General features: G+C 68.5%; 17 protein-coding genes. 6 read left to right on the plus strand and 11 right to left on the minus strand.

The annotated features are described in order from the left end of the window. Positions 1-67: 67 nt before the first annotated feature. Together MKD38_RS13365 and pdxR are read right to left on the minus strand one after the other, a co-directional pair. The gene (locus MKD38_RS13365; RefSeq protein WP_252677471.1) at positions 68-1009 is read right to left on the minus strand and encodes a tripartite tricarboxylate transporter substrate binding protein; all 942 of its coding nucleotides are present in this window, start codon (positions 1007-1009) and stop codon (positions 68-70) included. 218 nt (positions 1010-1227) lie between these two features. Then, positions 1228-2709: a MocR-like pyridoxine biosynthesis transcription factor PdxR gene (gene pdxR, locus MKD38_RS13370; protein ID WP_252677473.1), complete on the minus strand. Its 1482-nt coding sequence runs from the start codon at positions 2707-2709 to the stop codon at positions 1228-1230. An 82-nt stretch (positions 2710-2791) separates the two neighbouring features. On the opposite strand from pdxR, the gene MKD38_RS13375 reads away from it, so the two are divergent. Beyond that, the gene (locus MKD38_RS13375) at positions 2792-3415 is read left to right on the plus strand and encodes an FMN-binding negative transcriptional regulator (RefSeq protein WP_252677475.1); all 624 of its coding nucleotides are present in this window, start codon (positions 2792-2794) and stop codon (positions 3413-3415) included. Between the two features lie 17 nt (positions 3416-3432). On the opposite strand, the gene MKD38_RS13380 is transcribed toward MKD38_RS13375, so the two are convergent. Next, entirely contained in the window at positions 3433-4929 is a 1497-nt protein-coding gene (locus MKD38_RS13380) for a M81 family metallopeptidase (protein ID WP_252677477.1), read from the minus strand. A 31-nt stretch (positions 4930-4960) separates the two neighbouring features. Beyond that, a complete protein-coding gene (locus MKD38_RS13385; RefSeq protein WP_252677479.1) occupies positions 4961-6280 on the minus strand; it encodes an MFS transporter in 1320 nt (439 codons plus the stop codon). Between the two features lie 172 nt (positions 6281-6452). On the opposite strand from MKD38_RS13385, the gene MKD38_RS13390 reads away from it, so the two are divergent. Further along, positions 6453-7385, plus strand: a complete 933-nt coding sequence (locus MKD38_RS13390; RefSeq protein ID WP_111520454.1) for a LysR family transcriptional regulator — start codon at positions 6453-6455, stop codon at positions 7383-7385. A 27-nt stretch (positions 7386-7412) separates the two neighbouring features. Here MKD38_RS13390 and MKD38_RS13395 read toward each other — a convergent pair whose 3' ends face one another. From MKD38_RS13395 to MKD38_RS13410, 4 genes are all read right to left on the minus strand, one after another. Further along, positions 7413-8411 (minus strand): tripartite tricarboxylate transporter substrate binding protein, encoded by a 999-nt coding sequence (locus tag MKD38_RS13395; protein ID WP_252677481.1) that lies wholly within the window; start codon positions 8409-8411, stop codon positions 7413-7415. A 90-nt stretch (positions 8412-8501) separates the two neighbouring features. Continuing rightward, positions 8502-9560: a beta-keto acid cleavage family enzyme gene (locus MKD38_RS13400; RefSeq protein WP_252677483.1), complete on the minus strand. Its 1059-nt coding sequence runs from the start codon at positions 9558-9560 to the stop codon at positions 8502-8504. Positions 9561-9612: 52 nt separating this feature from the next. Further along, the gene (locus tag MKD38_RS13405; protein ID WP_252677485.1) at positions 9613-10455 is read right to left on the minus strand and encodes a TauD/TfdA dioxygenase family protein; all 843 of its coding nucleotides are present in this window, start codon (positions 10453-10455) and stop codon (positions 9613-9615) included. Positions 10456-10467: 12 nt separating this feature from the next. Continuing rightward, positions 10468-11448: a quinone oxidoreductase family protein gene (locus MKD38_RS13410; RefSeq protein ID WP_252677486.1), complete on the minus strand. Its 981-nt coding sequence runs from the start codon at positions 11446-11448 to the stop codon at positions 10468-10470. Positions 11449-11609: 161 nt separating this feature from the next. On the opposite strand from MKD38_RS13410, the gene MKD38_RS13415 reads away from it, so the two are divergent. Next, positions 11610-12608, plus strand: coding sequence for an AraC family transcriptional regulator (locus MKD38_RS13415; protein ID WP_252677487.1), 999 nt, complete (start codon positions 11610-11612; stop codon positions 12606-12608). Between the two features lie 10 nt (positions 12609-12618). Here the strand turns inward: MKD38_RS13415 and MKD38_RS13420 are convergent, their stop codons facing one another. After that, on the minus strand, positions 12619-13035 hold the full coding sequence (locus tag MKD38_RS13420; protein WP_252677488.1) for a PaaI family thioesterase: 417 nt from the start codon (positions 13033-13035) through the stop codon (positions 12619-12621). Positions 13036-13278: 243 nt separating this feature from the next. On the opposite strand from MKD38_RS13420, the gene MKD38_RS13425 reads away from it, so the two are divergent. Together MKD38_RS13425 and MKD38_RS13430 are read left to right on the plus strand one after the other, a co-directional pair. Beyond that, positions 13279-14685: a selenium-binding protein SBP56-related protein gene (locus MKD38_RS13425; RefSeq protein WP_252677489.1), complete on the plus strand. Its 1407-nt coding sequence runs from the start codon at positions 13279-13281 to the stop codon at positions 14683-14685. Next, positions 14682-15347, plus strand: a complete 666-nt coding sequence (locus MKD38_RS13430; protein WP_252677490.1) for a hypothetical protein — start codon at positions 14682-14684, stop codon at positions 15345-15347. The genes MKD38_RS13425 and MKD38_RS13430 overlap by 4 nt, the downstream gene beginning before the upstream one ends. A gap of 9 nt (positions 15348-15356) precedes the next feature. Here the strand turns inward: MKD38_RS13430 and uraD are convergent, their stop codons facing one another. After that, the gene (gene uraD / locus MKD38_RS13435) at positions 15357-15875 is read right to left on the minus strand and encodes a 2-oxo-4-hydroxy-4-carboxy-5-ureidoimidazoline decarboxylase (protein WP_252677491.1); all 519 of its coding nucleotides are present in this window, start codon (positions 15873-15875) and stop codon (positions 15357-15359) included. A gap of 123 nt (positions 15876-15998) precedes the next feature. After that, the gene (locus MKD38_RS13440; protein ID WP_252677492.1) at positions 15999-16943 is read right to left on the minus strand and encodes a LysR family transcriptional regulator; all 945 of its coding nucleotides are present in this window, start codon (positions 16941-16943) and stop codon (positions 15999-16001) included. A gap of 394 nt (positions 16944-17337) precedes the next feature. Between MKD38_RS13440 and MKD38_RS13445 the strand changes: the two genes are divergently transcribed. Next, the gene (locus MKD38_RS13445) at positions 17338-18687 is read left to right on the plus strand and encodes an MFS transporter (protein WP_252677493.1); all 1350 of its coding nucleotides are present in this window, start codon (positions 17338-17340) and stop codon (positions 18685-18687) included. Position 18688 lies beyond the last annotated feature (1 nt).

An 18688-nucleotide genomic window follows, 5' to 3' on the forward strand; every position in this document is an offset into this window, starting at 1 on the left:
ACGGATGCCCCGGCATGACCGGCTGCACTGAGACAGTGCAGCCGGTCGCGCGATGATCGCACCCCGATCACTGCAGGCTGATATCGAGCTGCTGCACCACGCGCTTCTCGCGCTCGAACTGTTCGGCCGCGAACCTGGTGTAGTCCGCGCTGTTGAGGTGGACCGGCTCGAGGTCGATGGCCTCGAGCGAGCGCAGGTAGGCCGGGTCCTGCGCGGCGCGGAAGAACGCATCGTGCAGCTTCCTGACCACCGCCGGATCCATGCCGCGCGGGCCGACGATGCCCACCAGCGAGCTGGCGGTGATGTCGTAGCCCCGCTCCTTCAGGGTCGGCACATCCTTGAAGCGCGCAAAGCGCGCGTCGCCGACGATGGCCAGCGGCCGCACCTTGCCGGCGACGGCGAATTGTCCCCAGCCCGGGTCCAGCACCGCATCGATGTCGCCGCCCATCAACGCCATCATTTCCTCGGCGCCGCCCTTGTAGGGCACGAAGGTGAATCTGGCGCCGGCGGCGCGGCCCAGCTTTTCCATCGAGATATGCCCCGAACTGCCGATGCCAACCGCACCGTAGGTCACTTTGCCCGGGTTCGCCTTGGCGTAGGCGAGGAATTCTTCCAGCGTCTTCCAGCGCGCGTCGGCGCGGACCACCAGGCCATAGCGGTAGTTGGTCAGGCCGATGATGTAGGTAAAGTCCTTGAGCGGGTCGTATGGCGTCTTTTGCAGGTGTGGCATGCGGAAGATATTGGCCGCAACCATCGACAGTGTGTAGCCGTTTGGCGCCGCGGTCTGGGACATCACCTGGGCCGCCAGCGTGGCGCCCGCACCGGGCTTGTTGATCGGCACCACGCGCTGGTCCAGCTCCTTGCCGGCGGCCGCCAGCAGCGTGCGCAGCGAGCCGTCGGTGGGACCGCCAGGCGGGAACGGGATCCAGAACTCGATGGGCTTGGCCGGGAAATCGCCCGCCGCCGTCGCGGCCGGCGCTGCCGCCACGCACATCGCTAATGCCGCCATCGTGCTTGCCACGACCGATAGCAAACGCCTGCCCGCTCCACGCCTTGTGATAGCCATTGCGCTGTCTCCTGGTTGTCGTTCTGGTGTTGCCGCCCGGTGTTCCGGCCACGGTCGTTTTCGACAGACGTTAGAGCGTTGCGCCAGGCCGGCCAATTGCCGTTCTGTTCAATGTCATTGGCCGAAACGCCCGGCATGCGGGGTCGGACGCGCGGGCTGCTTCACGGGCCCATCGCTGCAACCACCGTGCCCAGCACGCGCACGCCCTGCTCTATCTGCGCGGTGGTCAGGCTGGCGTAGCCCAGCACCAGGCCGGCCGTGCGGGGCCGGCCCGCCCCATGCGGCCGGGCATACAGCGCCGAAACCGGATACACGCCCACGCCGGCGCCGCGCGCGGCGGCCACCAGCGCCGGCTCGTCCCGCGGCCGCAGCGACGGCAGCCACAGCACCACGTGCAGCCCGGCGGCGGTGCCGCTGACCTCGGCATCCCCAGGCAGGTGGCGCGCAATGCCATCGAGCAGGGCCGCGCGGCGGCGCTCGTTCTCGCGGCGCATGCGGCGCACGTGGCGCTCGTAGGCGCCGCCGTCGATCAGCGCGGCCAGCACGCGCTGCTCAAGCACGGGCGCATGGCGATCGGCCAGTCGCTTGGCCTGCCGGAACACCGGCACCAGTTCCGGCGGCAGCACCAGGTAGCCGAGCCGCAGCTGCGGCGAGAGCGCCTTGGAGAAGGTGCCGACATAGATCACGCGACCATCGGTGTCGATCGCCCGCAGGGTGTCGATCGGGCGCTGGCCGTAGCGGAATTCGCCGTCGTAGTCGTCCTCGACGATCCACGCATCATGGCGCCGCGCCCATTGCAGCAAGGCCTGTCGGCGCCCGATCGGCAGCACGCCGCCCAGCGGGAACTGGTGCGACGGCGTCACGTAAGCCAGCCGGACCCGGTCCGCCGCGGGCAGGCTGGCGGTATCCATGCCATGCCCGTCCACCGGGACCGGCAGGCACGTCGCGCCGGTGGCCTCGAAGCAGCGCCTGGCCATCAGGTAGCCGGGGTCTTCAAAGGCAAAGGCATCGCCATCGTCCAGCAACAGCCGCGCGCACAGGTCGATGCCCTGCTGCGAGCCATGCACCACCACGATCTGCCCGGCATCGCAGGCCAGCCCGCGCGCGCGGCGCAGATAGCCCTGCAGCGCGCGCCGCAGGGCTGCCTCGCCTTCCGGCGCGGCGTAGCACAGGCTGTCGTGCTGGCGCAGCAGCTCGGCCTGCCAGGCGCGCCGCCAGGCCAGCGTCGGGAAGTCGCGCCAGGCCACGGCGCCGTACAGGAAATCGAAGCGCACCGGCGCGGCCGGCGGCGCTGCCGGCAGCCCCAGTGCCGCCACGCGGCGGCCGAACTGCGACAGCGCCGGTACCCTGGCGCGCCGCGCCCCATCGGGCCGGGCCGGCGGGGAAGCCGTCAGCGGGCTGGCGATGCGGGCCGCCCGTCCCCTCGCCGTGACCAGGAAGCCCTCGGCCGCCAGCTGTTCGTAGGCGGCGGTCACGGTGGTGCGCGATACCCCCAGCTCGGCCGCCAGGCTGCGCGTGGACGGCGCCGGCGCGCCCGGCGGCAGCGTGCCGTCGGCGATCTGGCCGCGCAGCAGCTCATAGATGCGGCGTCCCGCGCCCGTGGCGCCGGGCCGGGTGCCGGCGGACGGCTCAAACTGGCCCATTCAAATTCCTGGAAACTGGACCTTCCGATTGTGCCAGTTGTCGGCGACAGTATCGAGCATCCGATCGCCCCGAGCCCCAACGATGTACCTCCCCGAACATTTCGCCGAGACCCGCCCCGAGGCCCTTGCCCGCATCATCCATGCGCACCCGCTGGGCATGCTGGTCACGCACGGCCAGCACGGCCTGGATGCCGACCATCTGCCCTTCGAATTCGACCCTGGTGCGGGTGCCCTCGGCGCGCTCACCGCGCACGTGGCGCGGGCCAACCCGGTCTGGCAGCGGTGCCCGACCGGCACATCGGTGATGGTGGTGTTCCGCGGCGCCGAGGCCTATGTCTCGCCGAACTGGTACCCGAGCAAGCATGAGACGCATCGTCAGGTGCCGACCTGGAACTACGAGGTGGTGCACGTGCACGGCATCCTCACCGTGCGCGACGACGAGCGCTTCGTGCGTGGCCTGGTCGCGCGCCTGACGCGGCGGCACGAGGCCGCCGAGGCCCGGCCGTGGAAGATGGGCGACGCCCCGCCCGACTACCTCGACGCCATGCTGCGCGGCATCGTCGGCCTCGAGATCGCCGTGACATCGCTGGTGGGCAAGCGCAAGCTCAGCCAGAACAAGGACACGCGCGACCGCCTCGGCGCGGCCGACGCGCTGCACGCGCGCGGCTGCGCCGAGCTGGCGCAGTCGATGCGCAACGCGGGCTGATCCGCGTGCATCGGGCATTACGCCTGGAACGGCCTGCCCATCGGCTTGAGCCGGATGCCAGGGGCCAGCCGGGTCCAGGGCAGGTCCGCCGGATCGGCCGTCATCGGGCCCGGTGCCTTGGCCACCAGCACGGCATGCGCGATGCCCTGGAAATCGGCGCGGAAGTGCACCGAGCTCTTGTTGACCAGGATCTTCATCGCCTCGGGCTCGACCCCGCCCACCCGGAACAGGTTGCGGTCGAGCATCTGCGCCTTGCCGGCACTGACCACCACCTGCACATCGTCGATACGCAACAGTGCCACCGGGCCGACATCGGCCTGCATGCCGTGCATCATCGGCCCGCCGTAGCGGCATACGCCATCGGACAGCTTCAGCACCTCGAAGCGGCCCTGCAGCGGCGCGTCGCCGGGCACCCCGGATACGCCGCCCAGCGCGACCTCGATGGTCGCGCCCACGCCGGCGCGGTGCGCCTCGGCCACCACGGCCGGGTCCCAGATCAGCCCGATCGCCGCCTGCCGCGCGCCGTGGCGCAACAGCGCGCGCAGCATGCCCATGGTGTTCGAATCGCCGCCCGCGCCGGGGTTGTCCTGCGTGTCGGCGATGACCACCGGGCGCGTGGCTCCCGCGGCCAGCCGCATCGCTTCGACCACGGCCTCGTCGGGCGAGAGGAACGGCACCTCCCAGGCGGGCTCGTCGGCCAGCATCCGCTCGTACAAGGCCTGCACCGCCGCTTCGGCCGCGCCGGCGTCGTCGCCATAGCCCCAGATCACCGGCCCGCACTCCGGGAAATCGGCGGCCGGAAAGCCCGGCGCGAACGACAGCGACACCACCTCGCCGTGCTCGCGCTGCTGCAACAGCGCGTACATGGCGCGCGCCGGTTCCAGCATCGTGCACATGCCGTTGATCGGGATCAGGAACGGCAGCCGGCGCACCGCGCGGTGCAACGGCCCCTTGCGCGCCAGCAGTCGCTGCAGCAGCGCCGCGGCGCGCGCGCCGGTCTCGGCCATGTCCACATGCGGGTAGGTGCGGTAGGCCACCAGCGCGTCGGCCGCCTGCAGCATGGCCTGCGTGACGTTGGCATGCAGGTCGAGCGAGGCGACCACCGGCACCCCCGGGCCCACCGCCGCGCGGATGCGCGCGAGCAGCGTGCCCTCGCCGTCATCGGTGTGCTCGGCCACCATGGCGCCGTGCAGGTCGAGATAAACCGCGCCGAAGCCGCCCGCGCGGGCCGCGCCGACGATCTCGCCGGCGATGCGCTCGTACGCGTCCTCGGTCACGTGCGCGGACGGGCTGGCGCCGGCCCAGACCACCGGCAGCAGCGTCCAGCCGTGCCGCTCGGCGGCGGCCATGAAGCCGCCGGCCGGGATGTTGACGTCGCGCAGCGCGCGCATGTCGTCGCCGCGCACCATCGCGGGAAAGCCTTCGCCGCGCTCGAAGCTGGCGTAAGTCGCCTTTGACGGGGCAAAGGTATTGGTCTCGTGCTGGAAACCGGCGACCAGGATCCGTGTTGCCAAGGTTCTTCTCCGTGAAACAAAAGTCCGGCGTTCAGGCCGGCGACACCGCGCCCTGCGGCGACGGCATCCGGTTGGCCACCAGCACCGCCGCGCCGGCAAGCAGCAGCGCCACCATCACCAGCAGGCCGGCCTGCATGCTGCCGGTGGCAGTGCGCACCGCGCCGATGATGGTAGGGCTGAGGAAGCCGCCGACCAGGCCGATGGTGTTGATCAGCGCGATGCCGCCGGCCGCGGCATCGCCCTTCAGGTATTGCGACGGGATCGCCCAGAACACGGTATAGGCGGCCCACATCATTGCCGTGGCGATGGTCATGCACAGCAGCGACAGCGGCAGGTTGCCGCTGGACTGCGTGGCCACGGCCAGCGCCACCGCGCCGGTAAAGGCCGGCACCGCGCTGTGCCAGCGGCGCTCGCCGCGGCGGTCGGAGCTGCGCCCGATCACAAGCATGGCGATCGCCGCGGCAATATAGGGAATCATCGAATACAGCCCGATCTGCATGGTGTCGGCGACGCCGTCCGCCTTCAGGATAGACGGCAGCCAGAAACTGACCGCGTAGATGCCGCAGATCATGGTGAAGTAGGCAAAGGCCAGCAGGTACACGCGCGGATCGCGCGCGACCTGGCCGAACGAGTGATGCCCGCCCGCCGGCGCCTGCAGCTCGGCGGCCAGCATGCGCTTTTCCGCGTCGCTGAGCCACTTTGCCTCGGCCGGCCGGTCCGCCAGCACGCGCAGCGCCAGCGCGCCGAGCAGCACGCATGGCAGCCCTTCCACCAGGAACATCCATTGCCATCCCGCCAGGCCGTGCGCGCCGGACAGCGCCGTCATCAGCCAGGTCGACAGCGGCGAGCCGAAGATGCCGCCAATGGGGCCGGCCAGCATCACTACCGCCATCACCCGGGCCATGCGTTGCTGCCCGTACCAGTAGGTCAGGTAGAAGATCATCCCGGGGGCGAAGCCGGCCTCGAACACGCCAAGCAGGAATCGCAGCACGTAGAACGTGGTTGCGTCGCGCACGAACATCATGCCCGCCGAGGTCAGGCCCCACAGCACCAGGATGCGGCTGATAGTCTTGCGCGCACCGATCCGGGGCAGCAGCAGGTTGCTCGGGATCTCGAACAGCACGTAGCCGAAGAAAAAGATGCCGGCGCCCAGCCCGTACACCGCGTCGGAAAAACCCAGGTCGCTCTGCATCTGCAGCTTGGCGAAGCCGATGTTGACGCGGTCCAGGTAGGCGAAGGTGTAGCACAGCAGCAGGAACGGCAACAGGCGCCAGTTCAGCTTGCGGTACAGCGCCTGCTGCGCGGCGCCGGCGGCTTCCGTGAGATGGCGTGGGGGCAGGGTTGCGGACATGTCGATCTCTCCCGTGGTGGTCGGCTCTTGTGGACGCGATGTCTTTTGGTGGCAGGCGTTGATCGTCTGGCATCTGAAAAAACAGAGCAAGAGCAACTTAAGTCGGCTATCGTTGCCCTGCCGGCAACACCAGACACGCCGGCGCCTTCCACGCCAGACAACGAGGTCCGACATGCGCGAACTGAACCAGCGCAGGCTGCGCTATTTCCACGAGGTACTGACGCACGGCTCGATCCGCGGCGCGGCCGACAGCATCAACACCTCGCCGTCGGTGATCACGCGCCAGATCCGCCTGCTGGAAGAAGAAGTGGGCGCGCCGCTGTTCGACCGCCATGCGCGCGGCGTGCAGCCGACCGAAGCGGCGGTGCACCTGCTGGAATACTGGCGCGGCTGCCGCGCCCAGCAGGAACTGTTCGAAGACCGCCTGCAGGCCTTGCGCGGGCTGCAGCATGGCCAGGTGCGCATCGCCACCAGCGAGGGCTATGTCGACGGCCTGATGGATGAGGTGCTGACGGATTTCTGCGCGCGCTATCCCCGGCTGGACGTGACCGTCGACATCCTGCCGGTGAACAACGTGCTGCAGGAGGTGGCGGAAAGCCGTGCCCATATCGGCCTGGCCTACAACCCGCCCGGCCATGCCGACATCGCCTGGGTGGCTACGTCATCGCAGCCGGTGGTGCTGCTGGTGCATGCCGGGCATCCGCTGGCACGCCGCGGCGGCAAGGTCCAGGTGCAGGAGCTGGCGGACTATCCGCTGGCCATGATGCCGCCGGCATTCGGCCTGGGCCAGGTGGTGCAGATGCTGGCGTACGCGGAGAACATCCAGATCCGCCCAACGCTGACCACCAATTCGCTGGCGGTGCTGCGCCACTTCGTCAAGCGCCATGACGGCATCACGCTGATCGGCGGCTTTGCGGCCTACCGCGAATTGCAGTCCGGCGAACTGGTGACCTTGCCGATTGCCCATCCGCTGTTCGAGGCCGCCAAGGCGCGCCTGCTGGTCAAGGCGGGCCGGCCCATGGGAGTGGCCGCCAACACGCTGCTGGACTGCATCCTGCGCGACATGTCGATGTTCGCCGGCGCGCGCCGGCGCAGGAAGCGCTAGCCCTTGCCCGCCCGCGCCACTGCGGGGCTACTCCGGCACGAAGCGAATCGACCGCAGCAGTTCCGCCTGCCGCTCATACGCCGCGCGCGCTTCCTTTGACAGCGCCTCGCTGCCCAGCGGCTGGCCGTTGTCCATGCCCATCTCTTCCACGTGCTTGCGGTAGCCGGGCTGCTGCACGATTGCCAGCGTGGCATTGCGGATCTTTTCCTGTACCGCCGTAGGTACATCCGGCGGCAGCCACACGCCCATCCAGCCGGGCTCCGTCATGGCCGGGAAGCCGACCTCGGCGAAGGTCGGCACCTCGGGCAGCGCCGGGATGCGCTTCGGGTAGGCCACGGCATAGGCCCTGAGCTTGCCGGACTTGATCAGCGGCAATGAGGTCGCCAGGCCGTCGAACATCAGCGGCACGTGGCCGCCCATCACGTCCTGCAGCGCTGGCGGCGAGCCCTTGTAGCCGACGTGGCTCATGTTCACGCCCGCCAGGCGGTTGAACTGGACCCCGAGAGTCTGCCCGCGCATGCCGGCGGCATATGAGGCGTAGTCGATCTGTCCCGGCTTGCTCTTGATGTAGGCCAGCAGCTCGCTGAAGTTCTTCGCCGGCAGCTTTGGGTTGCCGACCAGGACCAGGCCGGTGCGCGCCACCTGGGCAATCGGTTTCAGGTCCTTGAACGGATCGAACGAGACCTTCAGCGCCAGCGGCGTCTCGGAAACAATGCCGCCCTGGATCAGCAGCAGCGTATGCCCGTCGTGCGGCGCCGACAGCAGCGTGCCGACCGCGATCGCACCGGCACCGCCGGGCTTCTGCTCGACGATCACCGGCTTGCCCAGCGACTGCGTCAGCCCCTCGGCCAACAGGCGCGCGAGGATGTCGGCGGTGCCGCCGGCGGGGCCGCCGACCACGATTTTCACGACCTTGGTCGGCCACGCCTGGGCATGGGCGAGCGCGGGGAGCGCAGCCGGCAGCGCCAGGCCGAGCATGCATGACAGCAACGCCCTGCGGCGCGCCGACGGTTGTGCTTGCTTCATGGTTGTCTCTCCGTATATGCGAGGGTTCGGGGCAGCCAGCTGCCGCCCCTGCCCTTCTGCGGGCCGCTTGCCAGTGGCAGCTGGCCCGGTTCAGGCGGCCTTGCGCAGGAAGCCCTGGTTGCCGCCGTTGCGGTTCGGCGCGAAGCCGTTCGCCGCCAGCGTCTCTTCGACCGTCTCGTAGAACACGCCGATCTTCTGGATCTCGCGCGCTTCCTGGGCGGTTGCCACGTTGCGGCCGAATTCGCCGGCGATGCGCACCAGCTGCTCGATCTGCTTCACGGTGCTCATCTTGGCCGTGCGCGACTGGTTCCACAGGCAATCCTCGGTCCCACAGCGCACATGCAGCCCCAGCGCGATGCCCATCATGTTCACCGGCAGCACGTTGCGCACCGAGCTTTCGACGGTCAGCACCGCGCCATCCGGCACCGCACGGACGATGTTGGCCAGGTTGAACACGCTCGGCGCGTCCATGCCGCCGCTGATGGCAACCCAGTTCATCACCAGCGGGCCCTTGTAGATGCCGCGCCGGATCAGCCGCTCGACCGATTCGAAGCTATTGATGTTGTAGCACTGGAATGCGCTCTGGATGCCGGCGGCGGACAGGCGGCGGATATGCTCCTCGACCCAGCCGGGCTGGGCGGGCACCGTCATTTCCTTGTACGCGTTGAAGATGGCGGGGTTCTCGCGCGAGGTGCCCTGGAAATCCGCCAGCTCGGCATGCTCGGTCACGTTCATCTGCGAGGTGTTCACCGTGACCGTGACCTGGTCCGGCACCGGATCGAGTTCGGCCAGCATGTGGCGCGTGTCGTCGGACAGCCACTTCGCTGCATCGCCCTCGTTTTCCGGGGCGAAACTGATCGATCCGCCGACCTGGATGACCATCTCCGGCACCGCCTTGCGCACGCCGGCGATCAGTTCGTTGAACTTGGACAGGCGCTTCGAGCCCTTGCCGTCGAGTTCGCGCACGTGCAGGTGCAGCACCGTCGCACCCGCGTTGTAGCAGTCAACGGCCTTCTGGATCTGGTCTTCCATCGTTACCGGAATGTCCTCCGGAAAATCGGAAGGCAGCCAACCCGGCGCGTAAGGTGCCGCGGTGATGATCAGCGGCTGCTGGTTTTCAGGGAACAGGGACCCATCGAGGTAATGCACGGCATGTCTCCATTTATCGTGGCACTGGCCAGGCCTGCGGCGCTGGCGCGGCTCAGAACGGCTTGTCGCCGATGATGGCGGCGCGCTCCATCTTGCGCGGCGCCGGCCAGTAGTCCTGCACCGCGTAGTGCTGGGTGCAGCGGTTGTCCCAGATCGCCACGCTGTTGGGCTGCCAGCGGAAACGCACCTGGTATTCGGGAATCGCCGCCTGGCTGATCAGGTAGTTCAGCAGATGGCTCGCGCCCGGGGTCTTGTCCTGCCCGTAGCGCACGTTCTCGGGCGTGTGGAAATTGACGAAGTGGGTGGAGAAGCCGCAGACATAAAGCACCTTTTCGCCGGTCTCCGGATGCGTGCGCACCACCGGGTGCTCGACCGCGGGGTACTGCGCCGCCAGCTTGGCGCGGTTCTCCGGGCTCATCGCCGCGCCGAAGGAATGCTCGATGCCGTGCTTGGCGCGCAGGCCGGCGATGCGCTGCCTGATTTCCTCGGGCAGGTGCTCGTACGCCGCGGCCATGTTGACCCAGATGGTGTCGCCGCCGACCGGCGGCGACTCGATGCAGCGCAGCACGCAGCCCATCGGCGGGCATTCGCGCCAGCTGCCGTCGGTGTGGTAGCTGTTCTCGTAGTTCTCGCGCTTGTCGCTGCGATAGATCTGCACCAGGCCGGGATGGTCGGGATCGCTGCCCGCCACCGGATGGTCTTCCAGTTCGCCGAAGCGCCGCGCGAACGCCACGTGGTCCGCGCGCGAGATCTCCTGGTCGCGCAGGAACAGCACCTTGTGCTCCAGCAGCAGCGACCTGATCTCGGCAAACAGCGCCGCATCGCGCGCGGCATCGGCAAGGCTGACGCCGCTCAGTTCGGCGCCGATGCTGCAGGTAAGTTGTTGGACTCGCATGAGGACGCTCCTTTACAGCACGAAGATCGATGAGCCGGTGGTCTTGCGCGACTCCAGGTCGCGGTGGGCCTGGACCGCATCCTGCAGCGCGTAGCGCTGGTTGATGCCGATGCGTAGTCGCCCGGCGGCCACGTGGCCGAAGACTTCCGCGGCCAGTTCCGCCTTCTCGGCGGGGTCGGCAATGTAGTCGGCAAGCGCCGGACGGGTCAGGTAAAGCGAGCCCTTCCGCGCCAGCAATTGCGGATCGAACGGCGGGATCGTGCCCGACGCCGTGCCGACGCAGACCATCAGCCCGCGCCGCTTGAGCGAATCCAGCGAGCCCTGGAAGGTGCTGCGGCCGACGCTGTCGAACACCACCGACACGCCCGTGCCGTCGGTCAGCTCGCGCACCCGCGTTGCCACGTCCTCGCGGCTGTAGTCGATGACGTGGTCGCAGCCATGCGCGCGCGCCAGTTCGGCCTTGGCTTCAGTCGAGACCGTGCCGATCACGGTCAGGCCGAGCAGCTTCGCCCACTGCGAGACGATCAGGCCGACGCCGCCAGCGGCCGCGTGCAGCAGGATGGTCTCGCCGCCGCAGAATGGATAGATGCGGCGCATCAGGTAGGCCGAGGTCAGGCCGCGCATGGTCATCGCCGCGGCGGTCTCGAAGCCGATCGCATCCGGCAGGCGGATCAGCGGCGCGGCGGGCACCAGGCGCTCGGTGCTGTACGCGCCCAGTGTGTTGGTGAAGCCGGTATAGGTGACGCGATCGCCCTCCGCAATGTGGGTCACGCCGGGGCCGACGGCCTGCACCACGCCGGCCGCCTCGACGCCCATGCCGCTGGGCAGCGGCACCGGGTAGGTGCCGTTGCGGAAGTAAGTGTCGGCATAGTTGAGCCCGACCGCGACGTGGCGGATCCGTACCTCGCCCGGGCCCGGATCGCCGACCTCGGCGTCCTCGTAGCGGAGGACTTCGGGGCCTCCGGTCTCATACATGCGAATGGCTTTGGCCAAGGCTGTCTCCTGATTGTGGTGTCCTGCCCGCGCCGCTATCATTGGCGCGGCGCAGTCGATTGTGAGACAGCCGGGGCGCAGCGCCCTTGACCGATCGCGCCACGATTTGCCATTTGACGACGGACACGACCGACGCCCCCACCCACTCTCGCGGCAGCCCCATGACCGTCCTTGTTCGCAGCGCATCGCTGACCAAATACCTGGGAATTGCCCGAGGCGCGGGCCTGGATCCGGTGCGAATGGTGGCCCGGGCAGGGCTGGACCAGGCGTGCCTGTACACGCCCGACCTGCGCATTCCCGAGCCGCGCCTGGCGGAGGTGCTGGAAGCCTCGGCGCGCGAGACGGGCTGTCATTCGCTGGGCCTGATGGTGGGGGAATCGTGGCGACTGTCGGACTTCGGGCCGGTCAGCCTGCTGTTGCAGCACCAGCCCACGCTGCGCGACGCGCTGGCCGAGATCGAGCGCTACCGCCACTGGCTCAGCGACTCGATCGCCATCCTGGTCACCGAGCATCCCGGTGTCGCGGTGCTGCACGTGACGCTGCAGACCGGACGGCAACAGCCCGGCAGGCAGGCGATGGAACTGACAGTGGCCGCATTGCACAGCCTGATCCGCGCCATCCTGGGCGAGTCGTGGATGCCGCACAGCGTGCATTTCGCGCATGCGGCGCCGGCCGACCTGCGCATCCACCGGCGCCTGTTCGGGCCGCGCATCGAATTCGGTTCGGACTTCGACGGGCTGGTGCTTGCCGGCGGCGACCTGGACCGCGTCAATCCGCTGGCCGATGCCAGCCTGGCCGGGTATGCGCGGGGTTTCCTCGACCTGCAGCAGGGGGCTGGCAAACCTTCGATCGTCGCGGACGTGCGGCGCACCCTGAACCAGTTGCTGCCGCGCGGACGCGGTGCGGTGGAACAGGTCGCGCAAAGCCTGGGCACCAGCCCGCGCACCCTGCAGCGCCAGCTGGAACAGGATGGGCTGACGTTTTCCGCGCTGGTCAACGAGGTGCGCCGCGAGCTGGCGCAGCGCCATCTGCAGGATCCGGGGCGGCCGCTGGCGCAGGTTGCCACGCTGCTTGGGTTTTCGGAACCGAGCGCATTCTCGCGCTGGTTCGCGGCGCAGTTCGGCAAGTCGCCGACGCGCTGGCGCCAGGACGGCGCCTGAGGCGGACCGCCTACTTCAGGTACTTCAGGGTGGCGACACCGGTGGCCATCAGCAGCTCGCCATCGAGCCACACCTCGGCCCGCGAAAAGAAGATCGAACGTCCGCGGCGGTCGACCATGCCTTTCGCCGTCAGCAGCTTGCCGGTCCCGTTGCTGAGGAAGTTCGACGTCAGCGACAGCGTGACCGCATGCCGCGGGCTCTCGCCCGGCGCGGAGTAGAGGCCGGCATAGCCGGTGGCGGCATCGAGCAAGGTGCAGATGGTGCCGCCATGCACGACGCGGCTGCGGTTGAGCATATTGGGCGCCAGCGGCAGTTCCAGCTCGACGTAGTCGTCGCGCCAATGGGTGATCCTGACCCCGATGCTTTCCAGTGCAGGATTGTCGAGGCTGTATGCCTCGCCCTTGCCTTCAACGATTGCCGCGTCCATCGCCCGGATTTTCCTTTGCTTGATCAAGCCTCCTTTGTGCGCGATCCGCGTGTTTCCGACAATCTGTATTTCGCAAACCGGACCTTCCGCCCGCATGAATCCACGCATGCGCCGCGGCATGTGCGGCTTTGACTCGGCATGCAGAACGACCTAGGCTAGGTAGGCTTACCGCGCACTCGGCCACGCGCCAGGTGACGTACCGGCGATGTCGCGAGGTCCGCCAGGACCAGGGAGGGGCTCACCATGAACATGCGGCCAGATCCGACGTTTCACGCCTCGCCGGAGCTTGCGATCCACGCGCCAGCGGAATCCTTTGCCTACACGGTGCTGCTCAGCCCCGACGGCGCGCAGCCCGATGCGCTCGCGGTGATCGACGTCAAGCCCGGATCGCCGACCTACAGCCAGGTGGTGCACACCGTGCCGATGACGCACAAGGGCGATGAACTCCATCACTTCGGCTGGAACGCCTGCTCGTCCGCGCTGTCGCCGCTGACCGGCCATGCGTTCCTGGAGCGGCGCTACCTGATCATCCCGGGGATGCGCTCGTCGCGCCTGTATATCGTCGACACCAAGCCGCATCCGACCCAGGCGCGCATCCACAAGATCGTCGAGCCGGAAGAGATCTTCCGCAAGACCGGCTATTCGCGGCCGCATACTGTGCACTGCGGCCCGGAAGGCATCTATGTCAGCACGCTGGGCGGCAGCGGGCCGGATGGCACCGACGGCACGCCCGGCATCTTCATCATGGACTGCGAGACCTTCGAGGTGCTGGGCCGCTGGGAGATCGACCGCGGCGAGCAGCAGAAGCACTACGACTTCTGGTGGAACCTGCCGCGCGACTACATGGTGTCGAGCGAATGGGCCCTGCCCCCGCAGTTCGAGAACGGGCTGGTGCCCGAGGATTTGCTGGGCAACCGCTACGGCCACAAGCTGCATTTCTGGGACCTGCGCGCACGGCGCAACGTGCAGACCATCGACCTGGGCGCCAATCACCAGATGGCGCTGGAAGTCCGGCCCGCGCATGATCCGGTGCGCGAGTACGGCTTCGTCGGCGTGGTGGTCGACACCACCAACCTGGAAGGCTCGATCTGGACCTGGTGGCGCGAAGACGGCAAGTTCCACGCCGAGAAGACGGCGACGATCCCGGCCGAGCCCGCCGACGCCAGCCAGCTGCCGCCGCTGCTGCAAGGCTTCGGCGCGGTGCCGCCGCTGGTGACCGATATCGACCTGTCGCTGGACGACAAATTCCTCTATGTGTCGTGCTGGGGCACGGGCGAGATGCGCCAGTACGACGTCACCGATCCGCGCAAGCCCCGGCTGGCGGGCTCGGTCCATCTCGGCGGCATGGTCCGCCGCACCCCGCATCCCAACGGCAAGCCCTTCGCCGGCGGCCCGCAGATGGTGGAAATCAGCCGCGACGGCGAGCGTGTCTACTGGACCAACTCGCTGTATTCCACCTGGGACCAGCAGTTCTACCCCGACGGCATTCCGGGCGCGCAGGTCATGGCCCGCGCCGGAGCGGACGGCGGCCTGGAGCTGGCCGACGATTACTGGGTCGAGTTTCCCGAAGGCTACCGCGCGCACCAGATCCGGCTGGAAGGCGGCGACTGCTCGACCGATTCGTTTTGTTATCCCTCGGCCAGGGCTTGAGCGGACACGACTGGGAACAGCTTGGCCTGTGGTCGGCGGTGCTGGCCAGCGGGCTCTATCACGGCGTCAACCCGGCGATGGGATGGCCGCTGGCGGTATCGAACGGTCTGCTGGCGCACAGCCGCCGCGCCCTGCTTGCAGCGCTGGGGTATCTGGCGGCCGGGCACGCGCTGGCGGTGCTGGCGGTGACGCTGCCATTCGGCATGCTGGCCGCGCTGGTCGCCTGGCAGGCGCAGATCCGCATCGGCGCCTGCCTGCTGCTGATCGCCGGCGGCATCGCGCTGCTGCTCAGGCGCGGCCATCCGCGCGCACTGGTGCGCATCGCACCGTCGCACCTGGCACTGTGGTCGTTCGCGGTGGCGATCGCGCATGGCGCCGGGCTGATGCTGGTGCCGATCTATCTTGCCCTGTGCCGCACCGACAGCGAGCCGGGGCACCAGGCGGCCGCCACGCTCGCCAGCGCCAACCTGGGCATGGCGCTGGCGGTCGCGCTGCTGCATACGCTGGCCATGTTTGCCATGGGCGGCGGCATGGCGTGGCTGGTCTACCGCTACCTGGGGCTGCAGTTCGTCTCGCGCAGCTGGTTCAACCTGGAGGCGGTCTGGGCCCTCAGCCTCATCCTGGTCGGGATGCTGGCGCTGGGGCTTGAAGCCTTTGGCTAGGCGCCAGGCTCAGCCGGCCAGCCGCGCCGCCAGCCGTCCGCGCGTGATGGCCGCGATCTGCGCCAGCGCCTCGTCCAGTTCCAGCTGCGTGCTGCGCCCGATGCGGCGCTCGAACGCGGCAAAGATGCCTTCGCGGGTGTAGTGGCGCACGCAGATGATGAAGGGGAAGCCGTGGCGCGCCTGGTAATCGGCGTTGAGCTGGTCCAGCGCGGCTTCCTGCTGCACCGACATCGCATCCAGTCCGGCGCTCTTCTGCTCGGCGTTGGAATCCGCCGTCATGGTGCCCGCGCGGATATTGCGCGCCGACAGCTGCGGGTGCAGGTTCAGGAAATCGCACTGGCGCGGCGCATCGAGCTTGCGCACCACGTCCATCATCGCGCCATGCAGCGCCGCCACCGAAGCGAACGGACGCTGCGCCCAGGCGCCTGCCGCGGCCTGCGGAAAGTGTTCGAACACGCTGCCGAAGGCCTCGGCAAAGGCCGCTTCGTCCAGCGCGTTGACCGACGCCAGGTCGAGGGGGTGAGACATGGATGCTGCTCCCGTAGGGATTCCCGCAAGGGCAATCGTTGAATACGGGGCCGAGTATAGGAACGCCCCGCAGCAGCGGCGAGAGCCCCCGCCCTATAGATCGCATAACAGAAACCGATACCGCTAACGATGCATGTCGCGCAGGTCGCGCAGTTCCTGCGAGGCCGCGCTCAGCATGCCGCGCAGCCAGACATGCGCGGCGGAGCGGTGGCGCGACGGGTGCCACAGCTGGTAGAAGCGCATGAAGGGGAACTCGATCGGCGGCTCCAGCACTGCCAGCGGCACATGCTGCGCATGGTAGTTGGCGAAGTGGCGCGCCGTGGTCAGGATCAGGTCGGTGCCGGGGATCAGGCTAGGCGCGAGGTTGAAGTAAGGACAGCTGATCCGGTTGTCGCGGTGCACGCGCATGGTGCTCAGGCCTGCATCCACCAGCCCGCGCTGGTCGCGCGAGTACGGCGTCGGCACGATATGCGACGCGCCCAGGTAGGCCTGCGCGGTGAACTTGCCGGGCTGCGCGTGCACGCTGTCCTGCGCCACCACGCACACCACCTCGTCTTCCAGCAGCACCGACAGGTGCAGGTGCTCGGGCGGATTGGGCCAGTTGCCGATCACGATATCGACCGCGCCCGCCGACAGCGCCTGCTCATAGTCGAAGCTGGTCCCCAGCGGCAGCGCCGACAGCCGCGCATGCGGCGCGGCGCGGCGCACGGCGCGCACCACATGCGCAAAGAACGGCGGCGCCAGGTAGTCCGGCATCGCCACCACGAAGCTCTGCTCGGTGGTGGCCGGGTCGAAGCGCTCATCGGACACCAGCAGGTTGTCGAGCGCGCTGAGCGCGGCCTGCGCGTTGCGCGCCAGCTGCAGCGCGCGCTCGGTCGGCACCATCACGTTCTTCTCACGCGTCAGCAGCGGGTCGTTGAAGATCGCGCGCAGGCGCTTGAGCGCGGCGCTGATGGCCGGCTGCGACTGGTTCAGGCGGATCGCCGTGCGCGACACGCTCTGCTCGGCGATCAGGATGCACAGCACGCGCAGCAGGTAGGTGTCGAACGGGTCGTCGGCGCGAATCATGTTGGGTCCGTGGCTAAGGGAATAAGAAAAGCATGGCGGGTGCGGCTGCCGCCGCTCGCGGCGATGCCGGCATGCCGGGCCATGGCGACTTTGTAGCGTGTCGCGCACCGCACGGCAACCGGTGGAACCCGGGCAAGCGCCGCCATGCCGCGCGCGTGGCATCGCCGCGGCGGGCCGATCAGGGTAATCCATAGGTCCGGCGGCAGCCGCCGTGGAGGCCCGCAAACCCGCGCCAGGCAAGGGATGGCGGCCCATATCGGCGCTGCTATGGGGCCTATACCAGCCCCCTCGTTTCGCATCGGCGGGCCATTCATATACTTGCTCCCAACCCGGCGGACCGCATGCACCGCCACCAGGCTCCGGCCTGGCAGAACACCACAAGACAGGAGACATCATGTCGATCACGAAACAAGGCGTACCGGTCTTCGCCGGCACCGCCGAAGACGCCGAGGACAGCGTCTACCGCAAGGTAACCTGGCGCCTGCTGCCCTTCCTCGGGGTGCTGTGGGTGCTGGCGTGGCTGGACCGCGTCAACATCGGCTTCGCCAAGCTGCAGATGCTGGACGCGCTGCGCTTTAGCGAGGCCGTGTACGGGCTGGGCGCGGGCATCTTCTTCCTGGGCTACTTCTTCTTCGAAGTGCCGTCGAACATGCTGCTGCAGAAGATCGGCGCCAAGAAGACGATCATGCGGATCACCATCTGCTGGGGTGTGATCTGCATGCTGCAGAGCTACGTCACCACGCCCACGCAGTTCTACATCCTGCGCTTCCTGCTGGGCGCGTTCGAGGCCGGCTTCTACCCCGGCGTGATCCTGTACCTGACCTACTGGTACCCGTCGCAGCGCCGCGCGCGCGCCTTCGGCACCTTTATGTCTGCATCGGCCATCGCCGGCGTGCTGGGCGGCCCGCTGGCAGGCTGGATCATGACCGGCATGGCGGGTGTCAACGGCATGCACGGCTGGCAGTGGCTGTTCATCCTGGAGGGCATCCCGTCGGTGCTGGCCGGCATCTTTGCCTGGTTCTACATGACCGACAAGCCCGAGCAGGCACGCTGGCTGTCCGACGCCGAGAAGCGCGTGGTGCAGGACGCGCTCAAGCGCGACCACGCCGCCATGGGCGAGCGCGGCCACGACTGGCGCACGCTCTTCACCAACCCCAAGGTCTGGCTGCTGATCGCGATCTTCTTCTGCCTGCTGTGCGCCAACTCGACGCTGACCTTCTGGATCCCGACCATCATCAAGGACGTGGGCTTCACCACGCCGATGGCGGTGGGCTGGATCGCCGCGGTGGCCTACCTGTGCGGCGCCGCCGGCATGATCCTCAACGGCGCGCATTCCGACCGCCGCAATGAAGTGCGCTGGCATTTCAGCGGCGCGGCGCTGGTCGGGGGCGGTGCCATGGCCGTGCTGGCCGTGCTGCTGGGCGCGCAGGTGCTGTCGCCGGTGATCGCGCTGCTGGCGATGACCGCCGCGCTGGTCGGCACCATGAGCGCGATCCCGGTGTTCTGGCAGCTGCCCAACCGCTACCTGGCCGGCAGCGCCGCCGCGGTGGGCGTGGCGCTGATCAACTCGGTGGCCAACCTGGCCGGCTTCGGCGCGCCGTACGTGATGGGGCTGGTCAAGAACACCACGGGCAAGCTGACCTCCGGGCTGTACCTTGTGGCAGTGATCGAAGTGCTGGCCGCGGTGCTGGTGCTGGTGGGCATCCGCCAGCTGCGCGGCAAGTCTGCCCGTCAAGGAGCCTGAG

Source organism: Cupriavidus sp. WGlv3 (assembly GCF_023952475.1).
Classification (GTDB): domain Bacteria; phylum Pseudomonadota; class Gammaproteobacteria; order Burkholderiales; family Burkholderiaceae; genus Cupriavidus; species Cupriavidus phytorum.